Source organism: Pseudomonas sp. c313, assembly GCF_055407145.1.
Genome location: NZ_JBUZRD010000001.1, coordinates 792,284 through 814,355, shown reverse-complemented (window position 1 = coordinate 814,355; position 22,072 = coordinate 792,284). Strand labels below are relative to the sequence as shown.

The window sequence follows — 22,072 nt, the reverse complement described above, 5'->3', positions numbered from 1 at the left end:
ACGCAGGATCAGTCGGTCAGCGGGCAAAATCCGGTAACGGGCTGGCGCCTCGCAGGCCAGGCTCCGGCGTCGTCACCGCAAGGTTTTTCACCTCCAGCAACGCCGGATTTTTCAGCCAGTAGATCAACGAGGTGCTGGCCAGCAGTACCAGGATCATCCCCGGCAAGCCGCCGAGGTTGGAGAGCATCTTCACCCCGTCGATGCCGACAAAGGCCACCATCACCCACGACACGGTGCCGATGATTACGCCCCAGACGATCTTGAGCGCCGGGTTGCCGTCCAGGTCGGAATCGGCGGTGACGCCCTTGCTGCACAGGTTGGCAATGACATCGGTGCTGGAGTCGGCGGCGGTGACGAACGAGATAAAGGCGACGAACAATAGGAACGCTACCATCAAGCCACTGGCCGGCAACTGCTGGAACATCTGGTACAGCACATGCTCGATGCCCTGCTCATTGAGCACGCGGTTCAAGCTGCCATCACCCAGCGCATCGAAATACAGGCTGCTCCCGGAGAAGATGCAGATCCACGCTGCGGTGAACAACGCCGGGTACAGCATGTTGATATGGATAAATTCGCGCACCGTGTAGCCCCGACCGATCTTGCCGAGGAACAGCGCGCTCACCGGCGCCCAGGCGAACCACACCGACCAGTAGAACACCGTCCAGCTTTGCGGCCAGGTGTCGCCACTGGCGGCACCGGTAAACAGGCTGCGGCTGAAGAAGGTATCGAGGTAAACACCGAGGGATTCGACGCCGAGGCTGACTATGTACAGGGTCGGTCCACAAAGCAGCACGAACAGCCCCAGGGCCAGCATGATCCAGGTATTGAACGAGGACAGCATGACAATGCCGCGTTGCAAACCACTGGCGGCCGAGGCGACGAAGGTGATGACGATCACGGCGATGATCAGCCCCAGGCGCAAGGGCGTGGTTTCGCCGCCGATGTACTGGCTCAGGCCGCCGGACAACGTCAGTGCACCGGTGCCCAGGGACGAGGCCATGCCGGCCACCAGGGCAAACATCGCCAAGGTATCGATCAGCCCCGCGTAGCATTTGACCCGCTGCTCGCCGAGCAATGGTTGCAACATGGCGCCAATGGAAAAATTGCTGCGCAGGTTGTAGAACACCAACGCAAACACCAGGGACGGCACCAGGTAAATCGCATAGGGGGTGATGGTCCAGTGCAGGAACATCGTCGACATCGCAAAGCTCTTGGCCGCCGCGCTACCGGCCTCGATCGGCAGGCTGGTGGGGGGCGAATACAGGTGATAGAGCGGCTCGGCCGTGGTCCAGAACAACACCCCCACTGCCAACGTGGTACACAGCGCGACCATGAACCAGCGCCATTTACTCAGCAGGGGCTTGGCGTTTTCACCGCCGATGCGCACCTTGCCCAGCGGCGACAGGTAGACGATGCCTGTCAGCACCACCATGGCAAACGAGCCAGCGCTGAACAGCCAGGAGAAGTTTTCGAGAATCATCGTATTGAGCTGTTTGCTGACCGCAAGGAACGCATTCAGGTCGACATAACTGGCAATTACCGCCGCCAGCAAAATCAGAAAGGTTGGCCAGAAGACCAACGGACGCAATGGGTATTTCATGTTATGCGATTCCCCAGACAGACTATTTTTATTGCCTTTACAGGCCATTTTTAGAGGGCGAACGCCGCGCATCCTGCGTCGGGTGGTTCGCCTTGAAGTCTTCGCGTGGGTATAGATAACCGTTTATGCACAACCGGGCGCAATCGACCAATGGGTATGGGGGCATTCCCTCAGGTCATGACTGGGGCTCCAAATACCGCGTAAAGAACGCGTATAAAAAGGCTATTGGCCATAACGATTACGTCACCTCTATTGAACCACCGCCAACAACCCCACTACCGTGACTTTCTGCACACTCATCTATACGCCGTCTTAATACCCGCACCCGCAATCAGTGCCTGAGCTTGATACCCCGTCCCTTAACCTCCCCGCGTCCGCTATTGCGGCTTATTAATAAGGGGAGCTTTACCGTGTTGACACTCACGTTCATTTATATCGCCAGCGGCTTATGTGCCGTGGGCCTGTTCGCTTATCTGGGTTATGCCCTTATTCGCGCCGAAAAGTTCTAGGGAGTTCGCTATGTACGACTTGATCTTTGTAGGCATCTCCCTGGTGTTTTTTGCTGCGACTGCCATGGCCATTGTTGCCATGGGCAAGATTTGAACGGAGCCTCAATATGTTAAGCACTTTGCTGGAATTTGCGCTGGTCCTGGGGTTGATGACCGGGCTCGCCGTGCTGATGGGCAAGTGGCTAGCCCGGGTATTTACCGGGACCCGCCACGCCCTGCCGGAACGCGCGACGTTTCGCCTGCTGGGCATTGATCCCCTGGAGACCATGGGCTGGGCCCGTTATGGCTCGGCGCTGGTGTTGTCGAACGCGGCGATGATGCTGCTGGGTTATTTCATCCTGCGCCTGCAAGCAGTCATGCCGATCAACCCCCTGGGGTTGGCAGCGCAGGCACCGGACCTGGCGTTCAACACCGCCGCGTCCTTTATTACCAACACCAACTGGCAGGCGTACTCGGGCGAAACCAGCCTGTCAAACTTCAGCCAGATGGCGGTCATTACCTTTCTGATGTTTGTCGGAGCCACCTCCGGCGTGGTCGCTGCGGCCGCTTTTATTCGCGGATTGAGCCGCGCCAATTCGGCGGACATCGGCAACTTCTGGGTCGACTTCACCCGCACCCTCTACCGGGTGATGCTGCCGCTGTGCGTGGGCATGGCGCTGGTGTATGTCTGGCAAGGCATGCCGCAGACCTTCGCGTCCCAAGCCCTGGCAACGACGCTGGAAGGCGCGCAACAACAGTTGATCGTCGGCGCAGTGGCCAGCTTTGAGTCGATCAAGCACATCGGCACCAATGGCGGTGGCTTTTTCAGCATGAACGCCGCGCACCCGTTCGAAAACCCGACGCCGCTGACCAACATCCTGCACATCCTCAGCATGTTGCTGATCCCATCGGCACTGACCTACACCTTCGGCAGCATGCTGGTGCGTCGCCGTCAGGGCTGGGTGTTTTTCGGCACGTTCCTGGTGATGTTCATCGGCTTTTTGGCCCTGGTCTACGGTTCGGAGCAGAACGGCAACCCGTTGCTGACCCAGGCCGGCGCTAATCAGACGCTGTCGATAGAGCAGAGCGGCGGCAATATGGAAGGCAAGGAACTGCGCTTCGGCATCGCCGACAGCAGCTTGTTCATTGCGACTACCACGGCGGCAACCACCGGTTCCGTCAACACCATGCACGACTCGCTGACGCCCATGGGCGGCTTCGTGCCACTGGCGCAGATGATGCTCAACTGCGTGTTTGGCGGCGACGGCGTGGGCTTTATCAACCTGATCCAGTACGCACTACTGACAGTGTTCCTGGTGGGCATGATGATCGGCCGCAGCCCGGAATTCCTCGGCAAGAAGATCGAGGCCCGGGAGATGAAACTGGTGATGCTCTCGGTACTGGCGCACCCCATCAGCATCCTTGGTTTCACCGCCCTCGCCTCCGTGTGGCCCGACACCATGGCCAGCCTCAATAACCTCGGCCCCCACGGTTTCAGCGAGGTGCTGTACGCCTACACCTCGGGCACCGCCAACAACGGTTCGGCCTTTGCTGGCTTAAACGCCAACACACCGTTTTTCAACACCACCATTGGCCTGGCGATGCTGATCGGACGCTTCTTCACCATGCTGCCCATGCTGGCAGTAGCCGGTTCCCTGGCGATGAAAAAAACCGTACCTGCCGGTGCTGGCACCATCCCCACCGCTACCCCGCTATTTATGTTGCTGGTGGTGTTCGTGGTGCTGGTGGTCGGCGGCCTGACCTTCCTGCCGGCGCTCGCGCTTGGCCCGCTGGTGGAGCAACTGCAGTTGCTGTCCGGCCAGACGTACAAATAAGGACACGTTGATGACGACTCAATCGATATTCAAAGGGCTGTTGCGCCCGGTGCTGGTCTCCGCGGTGTTTTTCATGGCCCTTACGGGCCTGGCATACCCGATATTCACCACCTTTGCCGCACAACTGTTGTTCCCATTCCAGGCCCAGGGTTCGCTGATCGAGCGCGACGGCCTGGTGATCGGCTCGGCCCTGATCGGCCAGCACTTCACCCGCCCGGAGTATTTCCACGGCCGCCCAAGCATGACCCTCGGCGCCGACCCGCAAGACCCGAGCAAAAGCGTGTCGCAGCCCTACAACGCCGGTTCCAGCGGCGCCAGCAACCTGGGGCCGACCAACCAGAAACTGATCGACCAGGTCAGTGCGCGGGTTTTGGCGTATCGCCAGGAGAACGCCCTCGCCGCCGATGCGCAAGTGCCGGTGGATGCCGTCACCGCCTCTGCCTCCGGTCTGGACCCACATATCTCAGTGGCCAACGCACGGATCCAACTGGCACGAGTAGCCCTTCTGCGGCAGATGCCCGAAGCCGAACTGCTGCAACTGGTGAACGACCACACCGCTGCCCGCACCCTCGCCCTGCTCGGCGAGCCACGGGTCAATGTGCTGCAACTCAACCTCGCGCTGGACGCTCGTCTGCCCCTGCGTCAGCCCCCTATTGCGGCCAGTGAGTAAGAGATTCCCCTCATGATCAAGAATGCTCGTTTACCTCTGTTTGATCGGCGCATTGTGCTCACCGCCTGCGTCGACGCTTTTAAGAAACTGCTGCCCCAGGCCCAGTGGAAAAACCCGGTGATGTTCGTGGTGTACCTGGGCAGCATTCTCACCACGCTGCTGTGGTTCCAGTCCCTGGGCGGAGCGGGTGAAGCCCCCAGCGGCTTTATTTTAAGCATCACCCTGTGGCTGTGGTTCACCGTACTGTTCGCCAACTTCGCCGAGGCCCTGGCCGAGGGACGCAGCCGCGCCCAGGCAGCAAGCCTGCGCAGCATGAAGCGCCAGACCCTGGCCAAATTGCTACAACAACCCCGGCACGGTGCGGCCTGGTTGCCCACTGAAGCCAGTCTGTTGCGCAAGGACAGCGTGGTGCTGATCGAAGCCGGCGACCTGGTGCCCCTGGACGGTGTGGTGATCGAAGGCGTGGCCTCGGTAGATGAAAGCGCGATCACCGGCGAATCGGCTCCGGTGATTCGCGAAGCGGGTGGCGACTTTTCCTCGGTCACCGGCGGCACGCGGGTGCTGTCGGACTGGCTGGTGGTGCGCATCAGCGTCAACCCCGGTGAGTCGTTTCTCGACCGCATGATCTCCATGGTCGAGTCCGCCAAGCGCCAGAAGACGCCCAATGAGGTAGCCCTGAACATTTTGCTGGTGGGGCTGACCCTATTGTTTCTGCTGGTGATCGCCACCCTGAGCCCCTACTCGATTTTCGCCGTAGCCATGAGCGGCACCGGCAGCGTGATCAGTGCCACGGTGCTGGTGGCGTTGCTGGTGTGCCTGATCCCCACCACCATCGGCGGCCTGCTCTCGGCCATTGGCGTGGCGGGGATGAGCCGGATGATGTCGGCCAATGTAATCGCCACTTCAGGCCGGGCCGTCGAGGCTGCTGGCGATGTCGACGTGTTGTTGCTGGACAAGACCGGCACCATCACCCTGGGTAATCGCCAGGCCAGCAGTTTCCTTCCTGCACCGGGTATCAAGGAAGCCGAGTTGGCGGACGCCGCGCAACTGGCGTCCCTGGCCGATGAAACCCCTGAAGGTCGCAGCATCGTGGTGCTGGCCAAACAGAAGTTCGACCTGCGGGCGCGAGACATCAACGCCCTGGGCGCCAGCTTTGTCCACTTCACCGCACAAACCCGCATGAGCGGCGTCGACCTGCCCGAGGGCCGGACCATTCGCAAGGGTGCGGCGGATGCTATTCGCAGTCATATCGAAGCTTTGGGTGGGAGCTTTCCGGCGGCGTTGCAGGCCAAGGTCGATGAAGTCTCACGGCGCGGCAGCACCCCGCTGGTGGTGTCCGACGGTTCCACGGCATTGGGCGTGGTAGAGCTCAAGGACGTGGTCAAGGGCGGCATCAAGGAGCGCTTCGCCGAATTGCGGCGCATGGGCATCAAGACGGTGATGATCACCGGCGACAACCGCCTGACCGCTGCAGCGATTGCCGTGGAGGCTGGTGTCGACGACTTCCTCGCCGAGGCTCGCCCAGAGGACAAGCTGCAACTGATCCGCGACTACCAGGCCCAGGGCAAGCTCGTCGCCATGACCGGCGACGGCACCAACGACGCTCCGGCACTGGCCCAGGCCGACGTGGCGGTAGCAATGAACAGCGGCACCCAGGCAGCGAAAGAGGCCGGCAACATGGTCGACCTGGACAGCAACCCGACCAAGCTGATCGAAGTGGTCGAGGTCGGCAAACAGATGCTGATGACCCGTGGCGCCCTGACCACCTTCAGCGTCGCCAACGACGTGGCGAAGTATTTCGCGATCATCCCGGCGGCATTCGTGGCGACCTATCCGCAGCTCGGTGCCTTGAACGTCATGCACCTGACCAGTCCCAACTCGGCGATTCTCAGTGCGGTGATTTTCAACGCGCTGATCATTGTCGCGTTGATTCCACTGGCGTTGCGCGGCGTGACCTATCGGGCCATTGGTGCGGCGGCGTTGCTTAACCGCAACCTGCTGATCTATGGCGTGGGTGGGGTGCTGGTGCCGTTTGCCGGGATCAAGGTAATTGACATGGTGTTGACTGGACTAGGTCTGGTGTAACGGACCAACTCCCCTGTAGGAGCAAGAACTAGGCGTCCTCCTCGCTCCTACAGACTCTCTTGAGGAATGACATGCCCGCATTAAACGAAGATCGCCCCGACCCCGACGCCTTGCTGGCCCGACTCCAGCAGGAAGAACAAGCCGCCTTGCGCGGCAAATTGCGTATCTACTTCGGCTCCAACGCCGGCGTGGGCAAGACCTGCGCCATGCTCGCGGCAGCGCAACGAGAAGTCGCCCTGGGCCGCGACCTGCTCGCGGGCGTCGTGGAAACCCACGGTCGCCAGGAAACCACCGACCTGCTCCATGGCCTGGAACAACTGCCCCGCACCGCCCTGTTACACCGCGAAGTCGCCCTTACTGAATTCGACCTCGACGCCGCCCTGCTCAGGCATCCGTCGGTGCTGCTGGTCGACGAACTGGCCCACAACAACGCCCCTGGCTCGCGCCACCCCAAACGCTGGCAAGATGTGGAAGAACTGCTCAGCGCCGGCATCGACGTGTGGACCACCCTCAACGTCCAGCACCTGGAAAGCCTTAACGATCTTGTCAGTGGGATCATTGGTATCCGCGTGCGGGAAACCGTACCCGACCACGTGTTCGACAATGCCCACGAAGTGGTGGTGGTCGACCTGCCACCCGATGACCTGTTGCAGCGCTTGAAGGACGGCAAGGTCTACCTGGGGCCTCAGGCCGAGCGTGCGTCACGGCATTTTTTCCGCAAGGGCAACCTGCTGGCCCTGCGCGAGCTGGCACTGCGCCGCACGGCCGACCGGGTCGACACGCAGATGCGGGTGTATCGCCGCGAACGCTCAATCAAAGCCTTGTGGCCAGCCCGCGAGCGGCTGCTGGTCGGCGTGGCGGGCGACGCCGGTGATGAACGCCTGGTGCGTGAAGCGGCGCGGCTGGCGCAGAAGCTTGAGGCAGACTGGATCGTCGTGCATGTGGCTTCGGCCCAAGGTCGCGGTGCCAAGCGCTATCTGACGGCCATGAAAACCCTGGCCCTGGCCACCGAGTTTGGTGCCGATACCGCAACACTGCCAGGCATGGACGTCGCCGAGGCGCTGGCAGCCTGTGCCCGTGAGCACAACGCCAACCGTCTGGTGCTTGGCCATCATCCCCGCCAGGCCTGGCGGTTCTGGCACCAGTCGGTCAGTGATCGAATCAGCCGTCACCATCCGCAGATTGATCAGATCGTCATTGCCCACGGTGTATTACCCGCCAGCGCCCCCGTCAAAAATCTTGAAAAGCCAGCACCTGCGCCGGGTCGCACCTTGGCCTATATCTGGGCCAGCCTGGCCTGCTTCACCGCCAGCGCCATCGCCGCGCTGCTGCTTCAGGTGTTCGACCTGGCCAACGTGGTCATGGTGTTTTTGCTCACCGTGGTGCTGGTGGCCCTGCGCTATGGGCGCGGTCCCGGCGTCTGGGCGGCGATGCTCGCGGTGCTGTGTTTTGACTTCTTTTTCGTGCAGCCGCGCTATTCCTTCACCGTCAATGACACCCAGTATTTCTTCACCTTTGCCTTGATGCTCGGCATCGCCTTGATCACCGGGCAACTCACCGCCCGTCTACGCCATGAAGCACGCACCGCCGCGGCCCGGGAGCGGCGTGCAACGTCGTTGGCGCGACTGGCCCGCGACCTGTCGGCGGCGTTGACCGTGGAGCAGATCAGCGAAGTGGCACTGCGCACCTTCAGCGGCGTGTTCGAGGCGCGGGTGGGCCTGGCGTTGCCAGATGCGCAAGACCGTCTCCATAGCGTTGGCGCGGGCGTGCTGCCCATCGATGAAGGCATCGCCCAATGGAGCTACGACCATGGCCGCCCGGCGGGCCAGGGCACCGACACCCTGGCGGCCGCCAAAGGTTGCTACCTGCCATTGAAGGCACCGATGCGCGTACGCGGTGTGCTGGTGCTGGAACTGGCCCAGCGCGAACGCCTGAGCGAACCGCAAGAGCGCCGGTTGCTGGAAGCCTGCATGAGCCAGCTGGCGATCGCCCTGGAGCGAGTGCATTTCGTCGAAGTGGCGCAAAGCACACTGGTGCAGATGGAAGGCGAGAAAATGCGTAACACCCTGCTCGCCGCCATTTCCCACGACTTGCGCACGCCCTTGACCACGCTGATCGGCGCCGCCGACACCGCACTGCCCCACGCCCCACCCGGGCCCCTGACTGACTTGCTGCACGACATCCACGAACAAGCCACTTCCATGCAACGGCTGATTGAAAACCTGCTGGACATGGCCCGCATGCAAGAACACGGAGTGCGGCTCAATCGGCAATGGCACTCCCTGGAAGAAATCGTCGGCAGCTCCCTGCGCCAGTTGCGCGAACCGCTGGCCCGGCACGTCGTACACACCGCCATTGACGCGCAGTTGCCACTGGTGGAGGTCGATGGACTATTGATCGAACGGGTGCTGGTCAACCTGCTGGACAACGCCGCCAAGTACACCCCCGACGGCACCTGCATTACTGTTGGCGCCCGCCAGGCTGGGGACAAGATCCTGCTGGAGGTCAACGACACCGGGCCGGGCTGTGCTGCTCACAACCTGTTCAAACCCTTCACTCGCGGCCAGCAGGAGTCCGCCGTCGCGGGCATCGGCCTGGGGCTAGCACTGGTCAAGCGCATCATCGAAGCCCATGGCGGGCGCATTGAGGCCAACCCCGGCACCGAGTGCGGCATGCATTTCGTCATCACTTTACCGGCGGGCACCCCGCCACCCATGGAAACCCTATGAGCACTGCGCGCATTCTGATTGTTGAAGACGAGGCCAATATCCGCCGTTTTGTCGGTATCGCCCTGCAAGATGAAGGCTTCCAGGTCTTCGAGGCCGACAGCGTCAAGCGCGCCTTGATCCATGCCGCCAGCCGCCAGCCAGACCTGGTGATCGTCGATCTCGGCTTGCCGGATGGTGACGGCAAACAGTTGATCAGCGAATTGCGGGGCTGGCTGGCGGTGCCGATCCTGGTACTGTCGGCGCGAGATCGCGAAGAGGAAAAAGTCGCCGCCCTGGACGCTGGCGCCGATGACTACCTGACCAAACCCTTCGGCGTGCCCGAGCTGCTGGCACGTATCCGCGCACAACTGCGTCGACATGGGCAAACCGGCACCGTGGCAGCCACCAGCAAAGTGGCGTTTGGCGAGGTTGAAGTCGACCTGGCCACCCATGAGGTATGGCGCCAGGGCCAGCCGGTGCACCTGACGCCCATCGAGTACCGCCTGTTGTGCGCGATGATTCGCGGGCAGAGCCGAGTGCTGACCCACAGGCAGTTACTGCTGGAAGTCTGGGGCCTGGATTACGTGGAACGCGCCCATTATCTACGCGTGCATATGGCCCATCTGCGCCAGAAGCTGGAGGCGAACCCCGCACAACCGCAGTATTTCATTACCGAGTTGCAGGTGGGGTATCGACTGGTAGGGCTCTAAATTCCAGGCAAAAAAAAGCCCGCTTTATAAGCGGGCTTTTCGTGGTGACCTGGCGTTCAGCGGTCCAGGAAACCTTAATATGGCGCAGCGGACGGGACTCGAACCCGCGACCCCCGGCGTGACAGGCCGGTATTCTAACCGACTGAACTACCGCTGCGCGTAGCGTTGAAAGTAATGGTGGGTGATGACGGGATCGAACCGCCGACCCTCTGCTTGTAAGGCAGATGCTCTCCCAGCTGAGCTAATCACCCTTCACCTTCGTTGCGGGGCGCATTCTCTCACAAAAAATTCTAATGTGTTGATTTAAATGCAATTTATTTAAAAGATTTCATTTTTGTGAAATCGCAGACAACAAAAAGCCCGCTACTTGAGCGGGCTTCTCGCGGTGACCTGGCGTTCAGCGGTCCAGGAAACCTTAATATGGCGCAGCGGACGGGACTCGAACCCGCGACCCCCGGCGTGACAGGCCGGTATTCTAACCGACTGAACTACCGCTGCGCGTAACACTGTAAGCGAATGGTGGGTGATGACGGGATCGAACCGCCGACCCTCTGCTTGTAAGGCAGATGCTCTCCCAGCTGAGCTAATCACCCTTCACTTTCGGTGTGGCGCGCATTCTACGGAGCGACCCAAACTCTGGCAAGCACTTTCTTAAATATTTTTTTCAGGCCTTCCAATGGCTTAGGCGGGGTTGGCCTACGGCGCTACGAGGGGAATAATGCCCACCTTTGTATAAAGGAGAGACTCACCCCATGTGGTTCAAAAACCTGCTTATCTATCGCCTGACCCAAGATCTGCCTGTTGATGCCGAGGCGTTGGAAACTGCACTGGCCACCAAACTGGCGCGCTCCTGTGCAAGCCAGGAGTTGACCACTTACGGCTTCGTCGCCCCGTTCGGCAAAGGCGAAGATGCGCCATTGGTACACGTCAGCGGTGACTTCCTGCTGATTGCTGCGCGCAAGGAAGAACGTATCCTGCCGGGTAGCGTGGTGCGTGATGCGGTGAAGGAAAAAGTCGAAGAGATCGAAGCCGAGCAAATGCGCAAGGTCTATAAAAAAGAACGCGACCAGATCAAGGATGAAATCATCCAGGCCTTCCTGCCCCGCGCCTTTATCCGTCGCTCGTCGACCTTCGCCGCCATCGCGCCGAAACAGGGCCTGATCCTGGTCAACTCGGCCAGCCCAAAGCGTGCCGAAGACCTTCTGTCCACCCTGCGTGAAGTGATCGGCACCCTGCCGGTACGTCCGCTGACCGTGAAAATGGCCCCAACCGCCACCATGACCGACTGGGTCACCACGCAAAAGCCGGCCGATGACTTCTTCGTCCTCGACGAATGCGAGTTGCGCGACACCCACGAAGACGGCGGCATCGTGCGCTGCAAGCGCCAGGACCTGACCGGCGAAGAAATCCAACTGCACCTGAGCACCGGCAAGGTGGTGACGCAACTGTCCCTGGCCTGGCAGGACAAGCTGTCCTTCATGCTGGATGACAAGATGGTGGTCAAGCGCCTGAAGTTCGAAGACCTGCTGCAAGACCAGGCAGAACAGGACGGCGGCGACGAAGCCCTGGGCCAGCAGGACGCCAGCTTTGCCTTGATGATGCTGACGTTTGGCGATTTCCTGCCGGCGTTGGTTGAGGCTTTGGGCGGCGAAGAGACCCCGCAGGGGATCTAAAAATGCTGATAGCTAGGGGGCAGGTTCGGTTGAGTACATATCCGTTGCTGCGGTAACGGCGGATTAGGGTTACGCCCTTACGGCTTGTCACTTTGCAAAAGCGGCAAAGTAACCAAAGCGCTCCTGCCCTACCTATCGGCACCTCGCTGCGGCTCGGCGTGCCCGAACGAAGGCATTGCTCCGAGGGTCGCCGCGCTGGGCCATCCCTGGCCCAGCGCGGCTAAACCGGCGTCCTGCCGGTTTACCCACTGCTCAACACCTGCGTTCGGCCTCTGGTTTTATGGGCAGGCAGATCAAGAGCCATCCGCTTTTTTGTAGGAGCGAGGGGGACGCCTAGTTCTTGCTCGCGAAGAACCTGAGGGCACCGCGGTGATTCAGGATGCCAGCGTCATCGTTAACGACCATCGCGAGCAAGCTCGCTCCTACAGTGGGCAGTGGGCATGGGATCTGCTCTTGCTTCTCACCACTCAGGTCGGCTACCAGGCCGCCGTGCTTTTGATCTTGATCTAAGGCGCCCCGTTAACCACGATGGCTGAACGCAGGCATTGATCCGTGGGTAAACCGGCAGGACGCCGGTTTAGCCGCGCTGGGCCAAGGATGGCCCATCGCGGCGGCCCACGGAGCAATGCCGGAGTGAAGGCATGCCGAGCCTAAGCGAGGCACCGAGTGGTGGGGCAAGAGCGCTTTGGTTACTTTGCCGCTTTTGCAAAGTGACACGCCGTAAGGGCGTAACCCTAATCCGCCCCAACCAAAATAACGGATATGTACCCAGCCCAACCCAATCCCAAAACATATAGATACCTATAGCTATCGCAAGCAAGCCACACACATTCGATCAGATTACCGCCTCGGATTTTCTGTCACTCGACAAACTGCTCTCCAATAACAAGGACCACCCCATGCGCGCACTCGCCGCTTTAAGCCGCTTCGTCGGCAACACCTTCGCCTACTGGGTGCTGATTTTTGCCGTGGTCGCGTTCCTGCAACCAAGCTGGTTTATCGGCCTGAAGAGCGCCATCGTCCCGCTGCTGGGGCTGGTGATGTTCGGCATGGGGCTGACCCTCAAACTTGAAGACTTCGCCGAGGTCGCCCGTCACCCATGGCGTGTAGCGCTTGGCGTGGTCGCGCATTTTGTGATCATGCCCGGCATGGCGTGGTTGCTGTGCCAGGCCTTCCAACTGCCGCCGGAAATTGCCGTCGGCGTGATCCTGGTGGGTTGCTGCCCCAGCGGTACCTCGTCCAATGTCATGACCTGGCTGGCCCGTGGCGACCTGGCGCTGTCAGTGGCCATCGCCGCCGTCACCACCCTCCTCGCACCGCTGCTCACCCCGGCGCTGATCTGGCTGCTCGCCTCGGCCTGGCTACCGGTGTCGTTCATGGAGTTGTTCTGGTCTATCCTGCAGGTGGTGTTGCTGCCCATCGTGCTCGGTGTGCTGGCGCAACGGTTGCTGGGTGATCGGGTGCGCCATGCCGTGGACGTATTGCCGCTGGTGTCGGTAGTCAGCATCGTGATCATCGTCGCCGCCGTGGTGGCCGCAAGCCAGGCGAAGATTGCCGAGTCTGGCCTGCTGATCATGGCCGTGGTGATGTTGCACAACAGCTTTGGCTACCTGCTGGGTTATTTCACCGGCCTCGTGTTCAAGCTACCGCTGGCACAACGCAAGTCGTTGGCGCTGGAAGTGGGCATGCAGAATTCAGGGCTGGGCGCCGCCTTGGCGAGTGCGCACTTTTCGCCGTTGGCGGCGGTGCCGAGCGCGCTGTTCAGCGTCTGGCACAACATTTCCGGGGCGTTGCTGTCGACGTATTTCCGCCGGATGAGCGAGAAGGAAGATCGCGAACTGTTGGCGCAACAGCAGACCGACTGACGGTTGAAACTTGATCACACGATCAATTTTCGGCACTCTACCGAGCTTCGCGGGGACGACCTCGCGGCTCGATCAAGGTATTCACTGGGGACGACCCCTTCTATCGATGGAGGTTTTCATGTCCTGGATCATTCTGTTTTTTGCAGGTCTCTTTGAAGTCGGCTGGGCCGTTGGCCTGAAATACACCGACGGCTTCAGCAAACCCATGCCAACAGCCCTGACGATTGCCGCCATGGCTGTCAGCCTGGGCTTGTTGGGATTGGCCATGAAAGAACTGCCACTGGGCACCGCCTATGCCATCTGGACCGGAGTCGGTGCAGTGGGCACGGTGATTGCCGGGATTATCCTGTTTGGGGAATCCATGGCGCTGTTCAGGCTGGCCAGTGTGGCATTGATTATTGCCGGGCTGGTGGGGCTCAAGATCAGCGCTTGAACCCCGGATCGTTCCCGCGAAAGTGGGAACGATCAACCTACCTGACACTCCCCCGCAACTGCCCCACCACTTCCTGCAATGCTTGCGGCGTCGCCGTCTCCAGCGTCACTGGCGGCCCTGCCACCAGCGTCACCCGCGACCACAACCGACGGAACATCCCCTTGGCCGGGTCACGACTGAAGAAACTTCCCCACAACCCCTGCAAAGCCAACGGAATCACCGGCACCGGGGTCTCCTCAAGAATCCGCGTCAACCCGCCCTTGAACTCATTGATCTGGCCATCACCTGTCAACTTGCCTTCGGGGAAGATGCACACCAACTCGCCATCCTTGAGGTACTGGGCAATCCGCTGGAACGCCTTGTCGTAGATCTGGATATCCTCATGCCGCGCGGCAATCGGAATCGCCCCGGCAGTGCGGAAGATAAAGTTCAGCACCGGCAAACGGTAGATCTTGTAGTACGTGACAAAGCGAATCGGCCGACGCACCGCGCCGCCAATCAACAATGCATCGACAAACGACACATGGTTGCACACCAGCAGCGCCGCACCTTCGTCGGGAATCAGTTCCAGGTTGCGATGTTCAACGCGGTACATGGAATGGCTGAGCAGCCAGATCATGAAACGCATGGAGAACTCGGGAACAATCTTGAAGATGTAAGTGTTGACCGCGATGTTGAGCAGCGACACCACCAGGAACAACTCGGGGATCGACAGCTTGGCCACGCTCAGCAGCAGGATCGAGACAATTGCCGAGACCACCATGAACAGCGCATTGAGAATGTTGTTGGCCGCAATGACCCGCGCCCGCTCTTTTTCGGCGGTGCGCGACTGGATTAGCGCATACAGCGGCACGATGTAGAACCCACCAAACACGCCAAGGCCGAGGATATCGATCAACACCCACCAGGCTTGACCGTAGCTGAGCACGGCGATCCAGTCGTTGGCCTGGACGTTCTGCGGGAAACCGCCGGAATGCCACCACAGCAGCAGGCCAAACACCGTAAGACCAAAGGAGCCAAAGGGCACCAGGCCAATTTCCACTTTACGCCCGGAGAGCTTCTCGCAGAGCATCGAACCTAGCGCGATACCTACCGAGAATACGGTCAGGATCAGCGTGACCACAGTCTCATCGCCGTACAGCCACTCCTTGGCATAGGCCGGGATCTGCGTCAGGTAGATCGCACCGACAAACCAGAACCACGAATTGCCAACAATCGAACGGGACACAGCCGGCGTTTGCCCCAGGCCCAGGCGCAAGGTGGCCCAGGATTGGCTGAAGATATTCCAGTTCAGGCGCATCTCAGGGCTGGCGGCGGCGGCGCGAGGAATGCTGCGGCTGGCCAGGTATCCCAACACCGCAACGCCGACGATGGCGATAGACACTACCGGCGCGTAATGGCTGGAGGACATCATGATCCCGGCACCGATGGTCCCCGCCAGAATCGCCAGGAATGTGCCCATCTCCACCAGGCCATTGCCACCCACCAACTCATCTTCATGCAACGCCTGGGGCATGATCGAGTACTTCACCGGGCCGAACAGCGCCGAATGAGTGCCCATGGCAAACAGCGCCAACAGCATCAGTTCAAGGTGGTTGAACATAAAGCCGACGGCGCCCACGGCCATGATCACGATCTCGCCGAGCTTGATCATGCGGATCAGCGCGTCCTTGTTGAACTTCTCGCCAAATTGCCCGGCCAGGGCCGAGAACAGGAAGAACGGCAGGATAAACAGCAAGGCGCAGAGGTTGACCCAGATCGAGCGGTCGCCCTCGATGGTCAGCTTGTAGAGAATCGCCAGGATCAGCGACTGCTTGAAGATGTTGTCGTTGAATGCACCCAGGGACTGGGTAATAAAAAACGGCAGAAAACGCCGTTTGCGCAGCAAGGTGAATTGCGAGGGGTGACTCATCGTCCATGTTCCTGCGTGGCCTGAAGGCTGTTATTGATCTGGCAATTGGGACTTTGCACTTGAGAGCCAGGCCACGACTTTACCTAATCCTGATTACTTATTCCCTAGTCCCGCAATGCACGGTGAAACAAAAAGCTCACCTTTCCAGGCCCCCTGCACCGTGCGCTTGGCGACGATCAGCCACATCAGGGCCAGGGCCGCCACCAACACACAACCGAAGACGCTGAAAAAACCCAGGTGCAAGGTGCCTGCCAGCTTCAAGGTGGTCAGGGCATAGACCCCCAGTGGAAAGGTGAAACCCCACCAGCCCAGGTTAAACGGGATACCGGCCCGCAGGTAGCGCAAGGTAATCAGCACCGCGATCAGCATCCACCACAACCCCAGGCCCCACAGGGTAATACCAGCGATCAGGCCCAGGCCTTCAGCAATCTCGCCGATACCTGGGAAGCCGTTGGCGGCAAAGATTGCCGGGGCGTCGTTGCCCAGCAGCAACATGCCAAGGGCACCGGTGCCGATGGGACCGAGGGCCAGCCAGCTCGACGCAGCCATGTTGGCGTGAGGCAGTTTATGCAAGGCCATGCGCAACATCAGGATGGTCAGAATGCTGAACGCCACCGGCAGGGAAAACGCCCACAGCACGTAGCTGGTCACCAGCATAACCAGTTGCGAGTGGGCGTCGACCAAGTGCGGTGCCAGCAGGCCACCGCTGGCGGCGGCGACTTCGGCGGCGACCACCGGCAACAGCCAGACCGCAGTCATCTGGTCGATGCTGTGTTCCTGGCGAGTGAACATCATGTAGGGAATCAGCACCCCGCACGCCAGGGACATTGCCACGTCCAGCCACCACAGCACTTCGGCCAATTGCACCACGCCCTCGCCCCAGCGTGGCAGGCCAAACAGCAGAAAACCGTTGATGATGGTCGCCAGGCCCATGGGAATGGTGCCGAAGAACATCGAGACCGTGGAATGGCCGAAAATCCGCCGCGCCTCATGGAAAAACATCACCCAGCGTGCGGCGTACAGGCCACTGAACAAAACAAACAGAACGATCGTGAGCAGCCACAGCGCCTCGGCGATGGCATGCAACCCAGGCAGGTTGACCGGCACTTGCGCCAAGGCCAGCGCCAACACCCCGGTGCCCATGGTGGCGGCAAACCAGTTGGGGGTGAACTGGCGAATGACTTCCCGGGGACGGGCCAGGTGGCTGAATGGTTTGTAACCGGTGGTGATGCTGTTGGGGCAGGTCATGGGTAATCCTCTTCCTCGTATGAGGTTGAGGCCATGGTAGAAGCTGATCGAATATCTATAAAACGGGTAATATCTCTAACTGTTATCTGTTTTACCAATATAAGGCTATTCGCTGCCCTCGGATTCGATCACCAGAATTCGCGCCGCCCCCTGCGGACGGGCCACATGCTCGGTGCCGATACTGGCGTAGAAGATGTCGCCGACTTCAAGTAACACCCTTTTTTCTTTACCGTTTTCGCGATAGTGCATCTGCACCTGACCATCGAGCACCACAAACACCTCCTCGCCATCGTTGATGTGCCAGCGGTAAGGCTGATCGGTCCAGTGCAAGCGGGTGGTGATGCCGTTCATCCTGGCGATGTCCAGTGCCTCCCAGGCGCGGCTACCGGTGAAGTCCTTGCTGCGGATGATCTTCATGCTTGAATCTCGATTCTGGGTTGCACGGAGCGCGGATTATTACCGATCAACCGCCCGACGTCGCCCTGGTCTTGGCAGAGTCCTGCATCATCAAACCGACCAAGGCACTAAGCGCCAACACGATCAGCACGAGCCCATAACCATCAGTGGTGGCGATCAGGCCAAAGGTGCGAGTGAGGTGGCCCGCCAACAGCGACGGCAAGCAGAACGCCAGGTAGCTCAGCACGTAGAACGCCGATATCAAGCCGGCCCGCTCGTGAGGCAATGCCAACGGCACGACGCTGCGCAATGCGCCGAGGAAACCCGCACCAAACCCGCTGCCGGCGACCAGAGTGGCGAAGAAAAACAGTGACAGGCTGGCGCTGTGGACCGCCGCGAGAATCAGCGCCACGCCCACGGCGAGCAAGCTCGCTCCCAGCCGCAGGACTTTGTCCGCCGGGCGATTGCGCAAGCTGAAAATCATCACCGCGCCGCTCAACGTCAACACTGCCACCAAGCCGCCGCCGATCAGATTGGAGGTCGAACCAGTCGCCGCCCGCACCAGCGAAGGTGCCAGGGACAGATAAAAGCCACTCATTGCCCACACCGCGATATCCACCGGCAGCGACAGCCACAAGGCTCGTCGCGCCTGGGGCGGTACATGCAAGGTCGGCCACAGGGATGCCAGCGCACCGGGTATGCGACTCACTGTTTCCGGCAAGCGCCAGACATACAGGCACTGCAACGCCAACAGGGCGAACAGCGTCCAATAGATCAACTGCGTGGGCAGCGGCGCGAACTCCACCAACAAACTGCTGCCCATGGCGCCACACGCCATGCCCAATAGCGGCGCAACGCTGTTGACCAGCGGGCCCCGCTGACGGTCAGTGTCGAGCAACGCCGCACCCAACACCGCAGTGGCCATGCCGGTGGCGAAACCTTGCAGCGTGCGGGCGGCAATCAGCCAGGCAACACTGTCGGCATTGATAAACAGCAGCATCGCCAGCATATCCAGGACCAGCGCGACAAAGATCACCGGCTTGCGCCCCAGGTGATCCGACAGCGAACCGACGGTCAACAGAGCCGCCAGCAAGCTCAGGGCATACACGCCGAAGATCAGGGTGAGCACACCAGCGGAAAAATGCAGGTCTTCCTGGTAGAGGTGATACAACGGCGTCGGCGCGCTGGAGGCGGCGAGAAATGTCAGCAAGGTGATCGCCAGGAACACCAGGCTGCAACGATGAGAAGTGACAATGGGCATGAGCACACTCCGCTAAAGCTAATATTTTGCTTTTGCGGAGTGTGCTACTCCACCGCCCTTAAAGCAAATTCTTTGTGTTAAGGTTTTAAACATGGCGATAAAAGAAGGCCTCCGCCCGGGGGGCCGCAGTGCCCGGGTACAAGAGTCGGTTCATTCGGCGGTGCGTCAATTGCTGCAAGAGCAGGACCGCGCCAGCGTGACCGTACCGCAAATCGCTACTCGTGCGGGAGTGACGCCGTCGACGATTTACCGACGCTGGGGCGACCTGTCCGCCCTCCTCGCCGACGTCGCCCTGGCCCGCATGCGCCCAGACAGCACACCTGCCAACACCGGCAGCCTGCGTGGCGATTTACGAGCGTGGGCCGAGCAATACCTGGACGAGATGAATTCGCAGCCGGGGCGCAACATGATGCGTGATGTGCAGTGCAGCCAGACGCCGGGGTATTGCGTGAGCATTCTGGGTGGGCAGTTGCAGGCCATCCTTGATCGTTATCAGGACAGCCGTGACGTATTGCCCAGCGTGGACCGGCTGATCAACCTGCTGGCAGCACCGACGGTGTTTCGGATTTTGTTCTCCTCCGTGCCGTTGCAGCTTGAGGAGTTGCACGAGCTGATCGAGATCGCGTTGCGAGGGTAACCCCATAAAAAACGGCCTCATCTAGAGGCCGTTTTGCTATCCCACATCACTGTCACGTGCGCATCCCACGCCCACTCACCAGCAACCGCGCACAGCCCAGATACAGCACCACGGTCGCTACGAGCATGAAGGTGATTGCCACACCGATCTTGATATCCGAAACCCCAAGAATCCCGTAGCGAAACGCGTTGACCATATGCAACACCGGGTTGGCCAACGACACCGTCTGCCAGAACGGCGGCAGTAGGGTAATCGAGTAAAACACCCCACCCAGGTAAGTCAGTGGCGTTAGCACAAAGGTCGGGATAATGGAGATGTCATCAAAGTTGCGCGCAAATACCGCATTGATGAAGCCCAGCAGCGAGAAGATTGTCGCCGTCAGTACCACCACCAAAATGGTGACGCCCAGGTGATGCACCTGCAGATCGGTAAAGAACAGCGACAGCAGGGTCACGATCACCCCGACCATCAAACCGCGGAGCACGCCGCCCACGGTGTAGCCAATCAGAATGGTGTGGGGCGAGACCGGCGAGACCATCAATTCCTCGATGGAACGCTGGAACTTGCTGCCGAAGAAACTGGAGACCACATTGCCGTAGGAGTTGGTGATCACCGACATCATGATCAGCCCCGGCACGATGTATTCCATGTAGGTGAAACCACCCATGTCACCGATCTGCCGGCCGATCAGGTTACCGAAAATCACGAAGTACAAAACCATGGTGATCGCTGGCGGCAGCAGGGTTTGCGGCCAGATCCGGGTAAAGCGCTTCACTTCGCGGTAGACGATAGTATTGAGGGCAACGAGGTTGGGTTGCAGTTCGGAACTCATACCGCCACCTTCGCCAGATTTTTCTCCACCAGGGACACGAACAACTCCTCAAGGCGATTGGTTTTATTGCGCAGGCTCAGCACTTCGATGTTCTGGGTAGCCAGTTGGCCGAACAACGCGGTGATGCCCACGGCTTTATCCACCTGGACTTCCAGGGTGTGGCTGTCCACCAGGCGATTCGGGTAGCCGATCAACTGCGGTGGCACCGTCATGTCGTATTTCAGGTCCAGCAGAAAAGTCTCGACGTGCAGCTGGCCGAGCAACTGACGCATGCTCGTGTTTTCGACAATGGTGCCGTGGTCGATGATGCCGATGTTGCGGCACAACTGCTCAGCCTCTTCCAGGTAATGGGTGGTGAGGATGATGGTGATGCCTTTCTCGTTCAGCTCGGTGAGGAAGGTCCACATCGAGCGACGCAGCTCGATGTCTACCCCCGCCGTCGGTTCGTCAAGGATCAGCAGGCGCGGTTCGTGAACCAGGGCGCGGGCGATCATCAGGCGGCGCTTCATGCCGCCGGACAGAGAACGTGAAGGTACGTCGCGCTTGTCCCACAGGCCCAGTTGCGTCAGGTACTGCTCGGCGCGCTCCTTGGCAATTTTCGGAGGGATGCCGTAGTAGCCAGCCTGGGTCACGACGATATCGAAGGTCTTTTCAAACTGGTTGAAGTTGAACTCCTGGGGCACCACGCCAATGCAGCGCTTGAGCGCGGCCGGGGATTTATCCAGGTCGTGGCCAAAGATATTCACCGTGCCGCTGGTCTTGTTCACCAGTGTCGAGAGAATGCCGATGGTGGTGGATTTGCCGGCGCCGTTGGGGCCGAGCAAGGCGAAGAAATCACCTTCGGCAACATCCAGATCGATACCACTCAGGGCCTGGAAACCGTTGCCGTAGGTTTTGGTTAGCTGCCGGATGGACAGAGCGGAACTCATATCGGATTACGCACCAAGAAGAAGGAAGTTACTTATTAAATAAGGGCAGGCGGCCGACAATACAACGCCGGCGCATGACAGCCATGGTGCGTGCCCGCGCCGTACAAGTACAGTCACCTGTATTAATAGTCAGTATTAAGTCAACGCGGTCATAACCGCTTTTTGATAGGCCGGACGCTGGCAAAGACGCTGGTACCAGGCCTCTAGACTGGGCATTGGGGGCCGCTCGATAGGCATCTCGAACCAGGCGTAAATAAAGCTGCCCAAGGGGATGTCGCCCATGCCGATCTCGGCACCCGACAGGTAGGGTTGCGTGGCCAGGGCCTGGTCCACCGTCTGCAATACATCGATGCAGGCTTGGCGCCCGGCGTGGATGCTGTCCCAGTTTTGCTTTCCGGCTGGGGTACGCAACACGCCCCAGAATACGATCTTGAACGGTTCAGCGAAGGTGGACGTGGTCCAGTCCATCCATTTTTCAGCGTTGGCTCGCGCTTGCAGATCGCCGGGGTACCAGTTCGAATCCGCAGCATGGCGCGCGGCCAGATAACGCACGATGGTGTTGGATTCCCACAACACAAAATCGCCATCTTCGATCAGCGGCACCCGGCCATTCGGGTTCAACGCCCGGTATTGCGGCGTATCGACCACACCAAAAGCCCCGCCCGCATCAATTGCCTCATAGTCCAGGCCGAGTTCCTCGGCGCACCACAGTGCCTTCCTGACATTTGACGAATTTTTACGACCCCAGATTTTCAGCATGACCGCCCCTGACTTGATGAACATGGTG

At 60.1% G+C, this 22,072-nt stretch carries 18 protein-coding genes and 4 tRNA genes; 10 read left to right on the top strand and 12 right to left on the bottom strand.

What is annotated here, in order from left to right; translation table 11 throughout:
- Positions 1-16: 16 nt before the first annotated feature.
- On the bottom strand, positions 17-1,603 hold the full coding sequence (locus tag ACZRKZ_RS04025; protein ID WP_463980760.1) for a BCCT family transporter: 1,587 nt from the start codon (positions 1,601-1,603) through the stop codon (positions 17-19).
- Positions 1,604-2,013: 410 nt separating this feature from the next.
- On the opposite strand from ACZRKZ_RS04025, the gene kdpF reads away from it, so the two are divergent.
- From kdpF to ACZRKZ_RS03995, 6 genes are all read left to right on the top strand, one after another.
- The gene (kdpF, locus tag ACZRKZ_RS04020; RefSeq protein WP_074851717.1) at positions 2,014-2,112 is read left to right on the top strand and encodes a K(+)-transporting ATPase subunit F; all 99 of its coding nucleotides are present in this window, start codon (positions 2,014-2,016) and stop codon (positions 2,110-2,112) included.
- Positions 2,113-2,219: 107 nt separating this feature from the next.
- Positions 2,220-3,926 (top strand): potassium-transporting ATPase subunit KdpA, encoded by a 1,707-nt coding sequence (gene kdpA / locus ACZRKZ_RS04015; protein ID WP_463980759.1) that lies wholly within the window; start codon positions 2,220-2,222, stop codon positions 3,924-3,926.
- A 10-nt stretch (positions 3,927-3,936) separates the two neighbouring features.
- On the top strand, positions 3,937-4,596 hold the full coding sequence (gene kdpC, locus ACZRKZ_RS04010; protein WP_463980758.1) for a K(+)-transporting ATPase subunit C: 660 nt from the start codon (positions 3,937-3,939) through the stop codon (positions 4,594-4,596).
- Positions 4,597-4,608: 12 nt separating this feature from the next.
- Positions 4,609-6,681, top strand: coding sequence for a potassium-transporting ATPase subunit KdpB (kdpB, locus tag ACZRKZ_RS04005; RefSeq protein WP_463969720.1), 2,073 nt, complete (start codon positions 4,609-4,611; stop codon positions 6,679-6,681).
- Positions 6,682-6,752: 71 nt separating this feature from the next.
- On the top strand, positions 6,753-9,410 hold the full coding sequence (locus tag ACZRKZ_RS04000; RefSeq protein ID WP_463980757.1) for a DUF4118 domain-containing protein: 2,658 nt from the start codon (positions 6,753-6,755) through the stop codon (positions 9,408-9,410).
- Entirely contained in the window at positions 9,407-10,099 is a 693-nt protein-coding gene (locus ACZRKZ_RS03995) for a response regulator (RefSeq protein ID WP_463980756.1), read from the top strand. The genes ACZRKZ_RS04000 and ACZRKZ_RS03995 overlap by 4 nt, the downstream gene beginning before the upstream one ends.
- 80 nt (positions 10,100-10,179) lie before the next feature.
- On the opposite strand, the gene ACZRKZ_RS03990 is transcribed toward ACZRKZ_RS03995, so the two are convergent.
- The 4 genes from ACZRKZ_RS03990 to ACZRKZ_RS03975 form a co-directional block, all read right to left on the bottom strand.
- A tRNA-Asp gene (locus tag ACZRKZ_RS03990) sits at positions 10,180-10,256 on the bottom strand.
- An 18-nt stretch (positions 10,257-10,274) separates the two neighbouring features.
- Positions 10,275-10,350, bottom strand: a tRNA-Val gene (locus ACZRKZ_RS03985).
- A 170-nt stretch (positions 10,351-10,520) separates the two neighbouring features.
- Positions 10,521-10,597: transfer RNA gene (locus ACZRKZ_RS03980), tRNA-Asp, on the bottom strand.
- Between the two features lie 19 nt (positions 10,598-10,616).
- Positions 10,617-10,692: transfer RNA gene (locus ACZRKZ_RS03975), tRNA-Val, on the bottom strand.
- A 159-nt stretch (positions 10,693-10,851) separates the two neighbouring features.
- On the opposite strand from ACZRKZ_RS03975, the gene rdgC reads away from it, so the two are divergent.
- The 3 genes from rdgC (at position 10,852) to sugE (ending at position 14,070) form a co-directional block, all read left to right on the top strand.
- Positions 10,852-11,772 (top strand): recombination-associated protein RdgC, encoded by a 921-nt coding sequence (rdgC, locus tag ACZRKZ_RS03970; RefSeq protein ID WP_463980755.1) that lies wholly within the window; start codon positions 10,852-10,854, stop codon positions 11,770-11,772.
- Positions 11,773-12,671: 899 nt separating this feature from the next.
- Positions 12,672-13,637, top strand: a complete 966-nt coding sequence (locus ACZRKZ_RS03965) for a bile acid:sodium symporter family protein (protein WP_463969716.1) — start codon at positions 12,672-12,674, stop codon at positions 13,635-13,637.
- Positions 13,638-13,755: 118 nt separating this feature from the next.
- Positions 13,756-14,070, top strand: coding sequence for a quaternary ammonium compound efflux SMR transporter SugE (gene sugE, locus ACZRKZ_RS03960; protein WP_133099016.1), 315 nt, complete (start codon positions 13,756-13,758; stop codon positions 14,068-14,070).
- A 37-nt stretch (positions 14,071-14,107) separates the two neighbouring features.
- On the opposite strand, the gene ACZRKZ_RS03955 is transcribed toward sugE, so the two are convergent.
- The 4 genes from ACZRKZ_RS03955 to ACZRKZ_RS03940 all read right to left on the bottom strand — a co-directional run bounded on the left by ACZRKZ_RS03955 (position 14,108) and on the right by ACZRKZ_RS03940 (position 18,887).
- On the bottom strand, positions 14,108-15,982 hold the full coding sequence (locus ACZRKZ_RS03955) for an MFS transporter (protein ID WP_463980754.1): 1,875 nt from the start codon (positions 15,980-15,982) through the stop codon (positions 14,108-14,110).
- 93 nt (positions 15,983-16,075) lie between these two features.
- Positions 16,076-17,230 (bottom strand): TDT family transporter, encoded by a 1,155-nt coding sequence (locus ACZRKZ_RS03950; RefSeq protein ID WP_463980753.1) that lies wholly within the window; start codon positions 17,228-17,230, stop codon positions 16,076-16,078.
- Positions 17,231-17,335: 105 nt separating this feature from the next.
- Complete coding sequence (locus ACZRKZ_RS03945) at positions 17,336-17,647, bottom strand: cupin domain-containing protein (protein ID WP_463980752.1); 312 nt, start codon at positions 17,645-17,647, stop codon at positions 17,336-17,338.
- 46 nt (positions 17,648-17,693) lie between these two features.
- Entirely contained in the window at positions 17,694-18,887 is a 1,194-nt protein-coding gene (locus tag ACZRKZ_RS03940) for an MFS transporter (protein WP_463980751.1), read from the bottom strand.
- 91 nt (positions 18,888-18,978) lie between these two features.
- Here ACZRKZ_RS03940 and ACZRKZ_RS03935 point away from each other — a divergent pair, with 91 nt between their 5' ends.
- Entirely contained in the window at positions 18,979-19,524 is a 546-nt protein-coding gene (locus ACZRKZ_RS03935; RefSeq protein ID WP_463980750.1) for a TetR/AcrR family transcriptional regulator, read from the top strand.
- A 52-nt stretch (positions 19,525-19,576) separates the two neighbouring features.
- On the opposite strand, the gene ACZRKZ_RS03930 is transcribed toward ACZRKZ_RS03935, so the two are convergent.
- The 3 genes from ACZRKZ_RS03930 to ACZRKZ_RS03920 all read right to left on the bottom strand — a co-directional run bounded on the left by ACZRKZ_RS03930 (position 19,577) and on the right by ACZRKZ_RS03920 (position 22,044).
- Positions 19,577-20,356: an ABC transporter permease gene (locus ACZRKZ_RS03930; protein ID WP_463969710.1), complete on the bottom strand. Its 780-nt coding sequence runs from the start codon at positions 20,354-20,356 to the stop codon at positions 19,577-19,579.
- Positions 20,353-21,285 (bottom strand): ABC transporter ATP-binding protein, encoded by a 933-nt coding sequence (locus tag ACZRKZ_RS03925; protein ID WP_463969709.1) that lies wholly within the window; start codon positions 21,283-21,285, stop codon positions 20,353-20,355. The genes ACZRKZ_RS03930 and ACZRKZ_RS03925 overlap by 4 nt, the downstream gene beginning before the upstream one ends.
- A gap of 135 nt (positions 21,286-21,420) precedes the next feature.
- Positions 21,421-22,044, bottom strand: coding sequence for a glutathione S-transferase family protein (locus ACZRKZ_RS03920; RefSeq protein ID WP_463980749.1), 624 nt, complete (start codon positions 22,042-22,044; stop codon positions 21,421-21,423).
- Between the last annotated feature and the right edge of the window lie 28 nt (positions 22,045-22,072).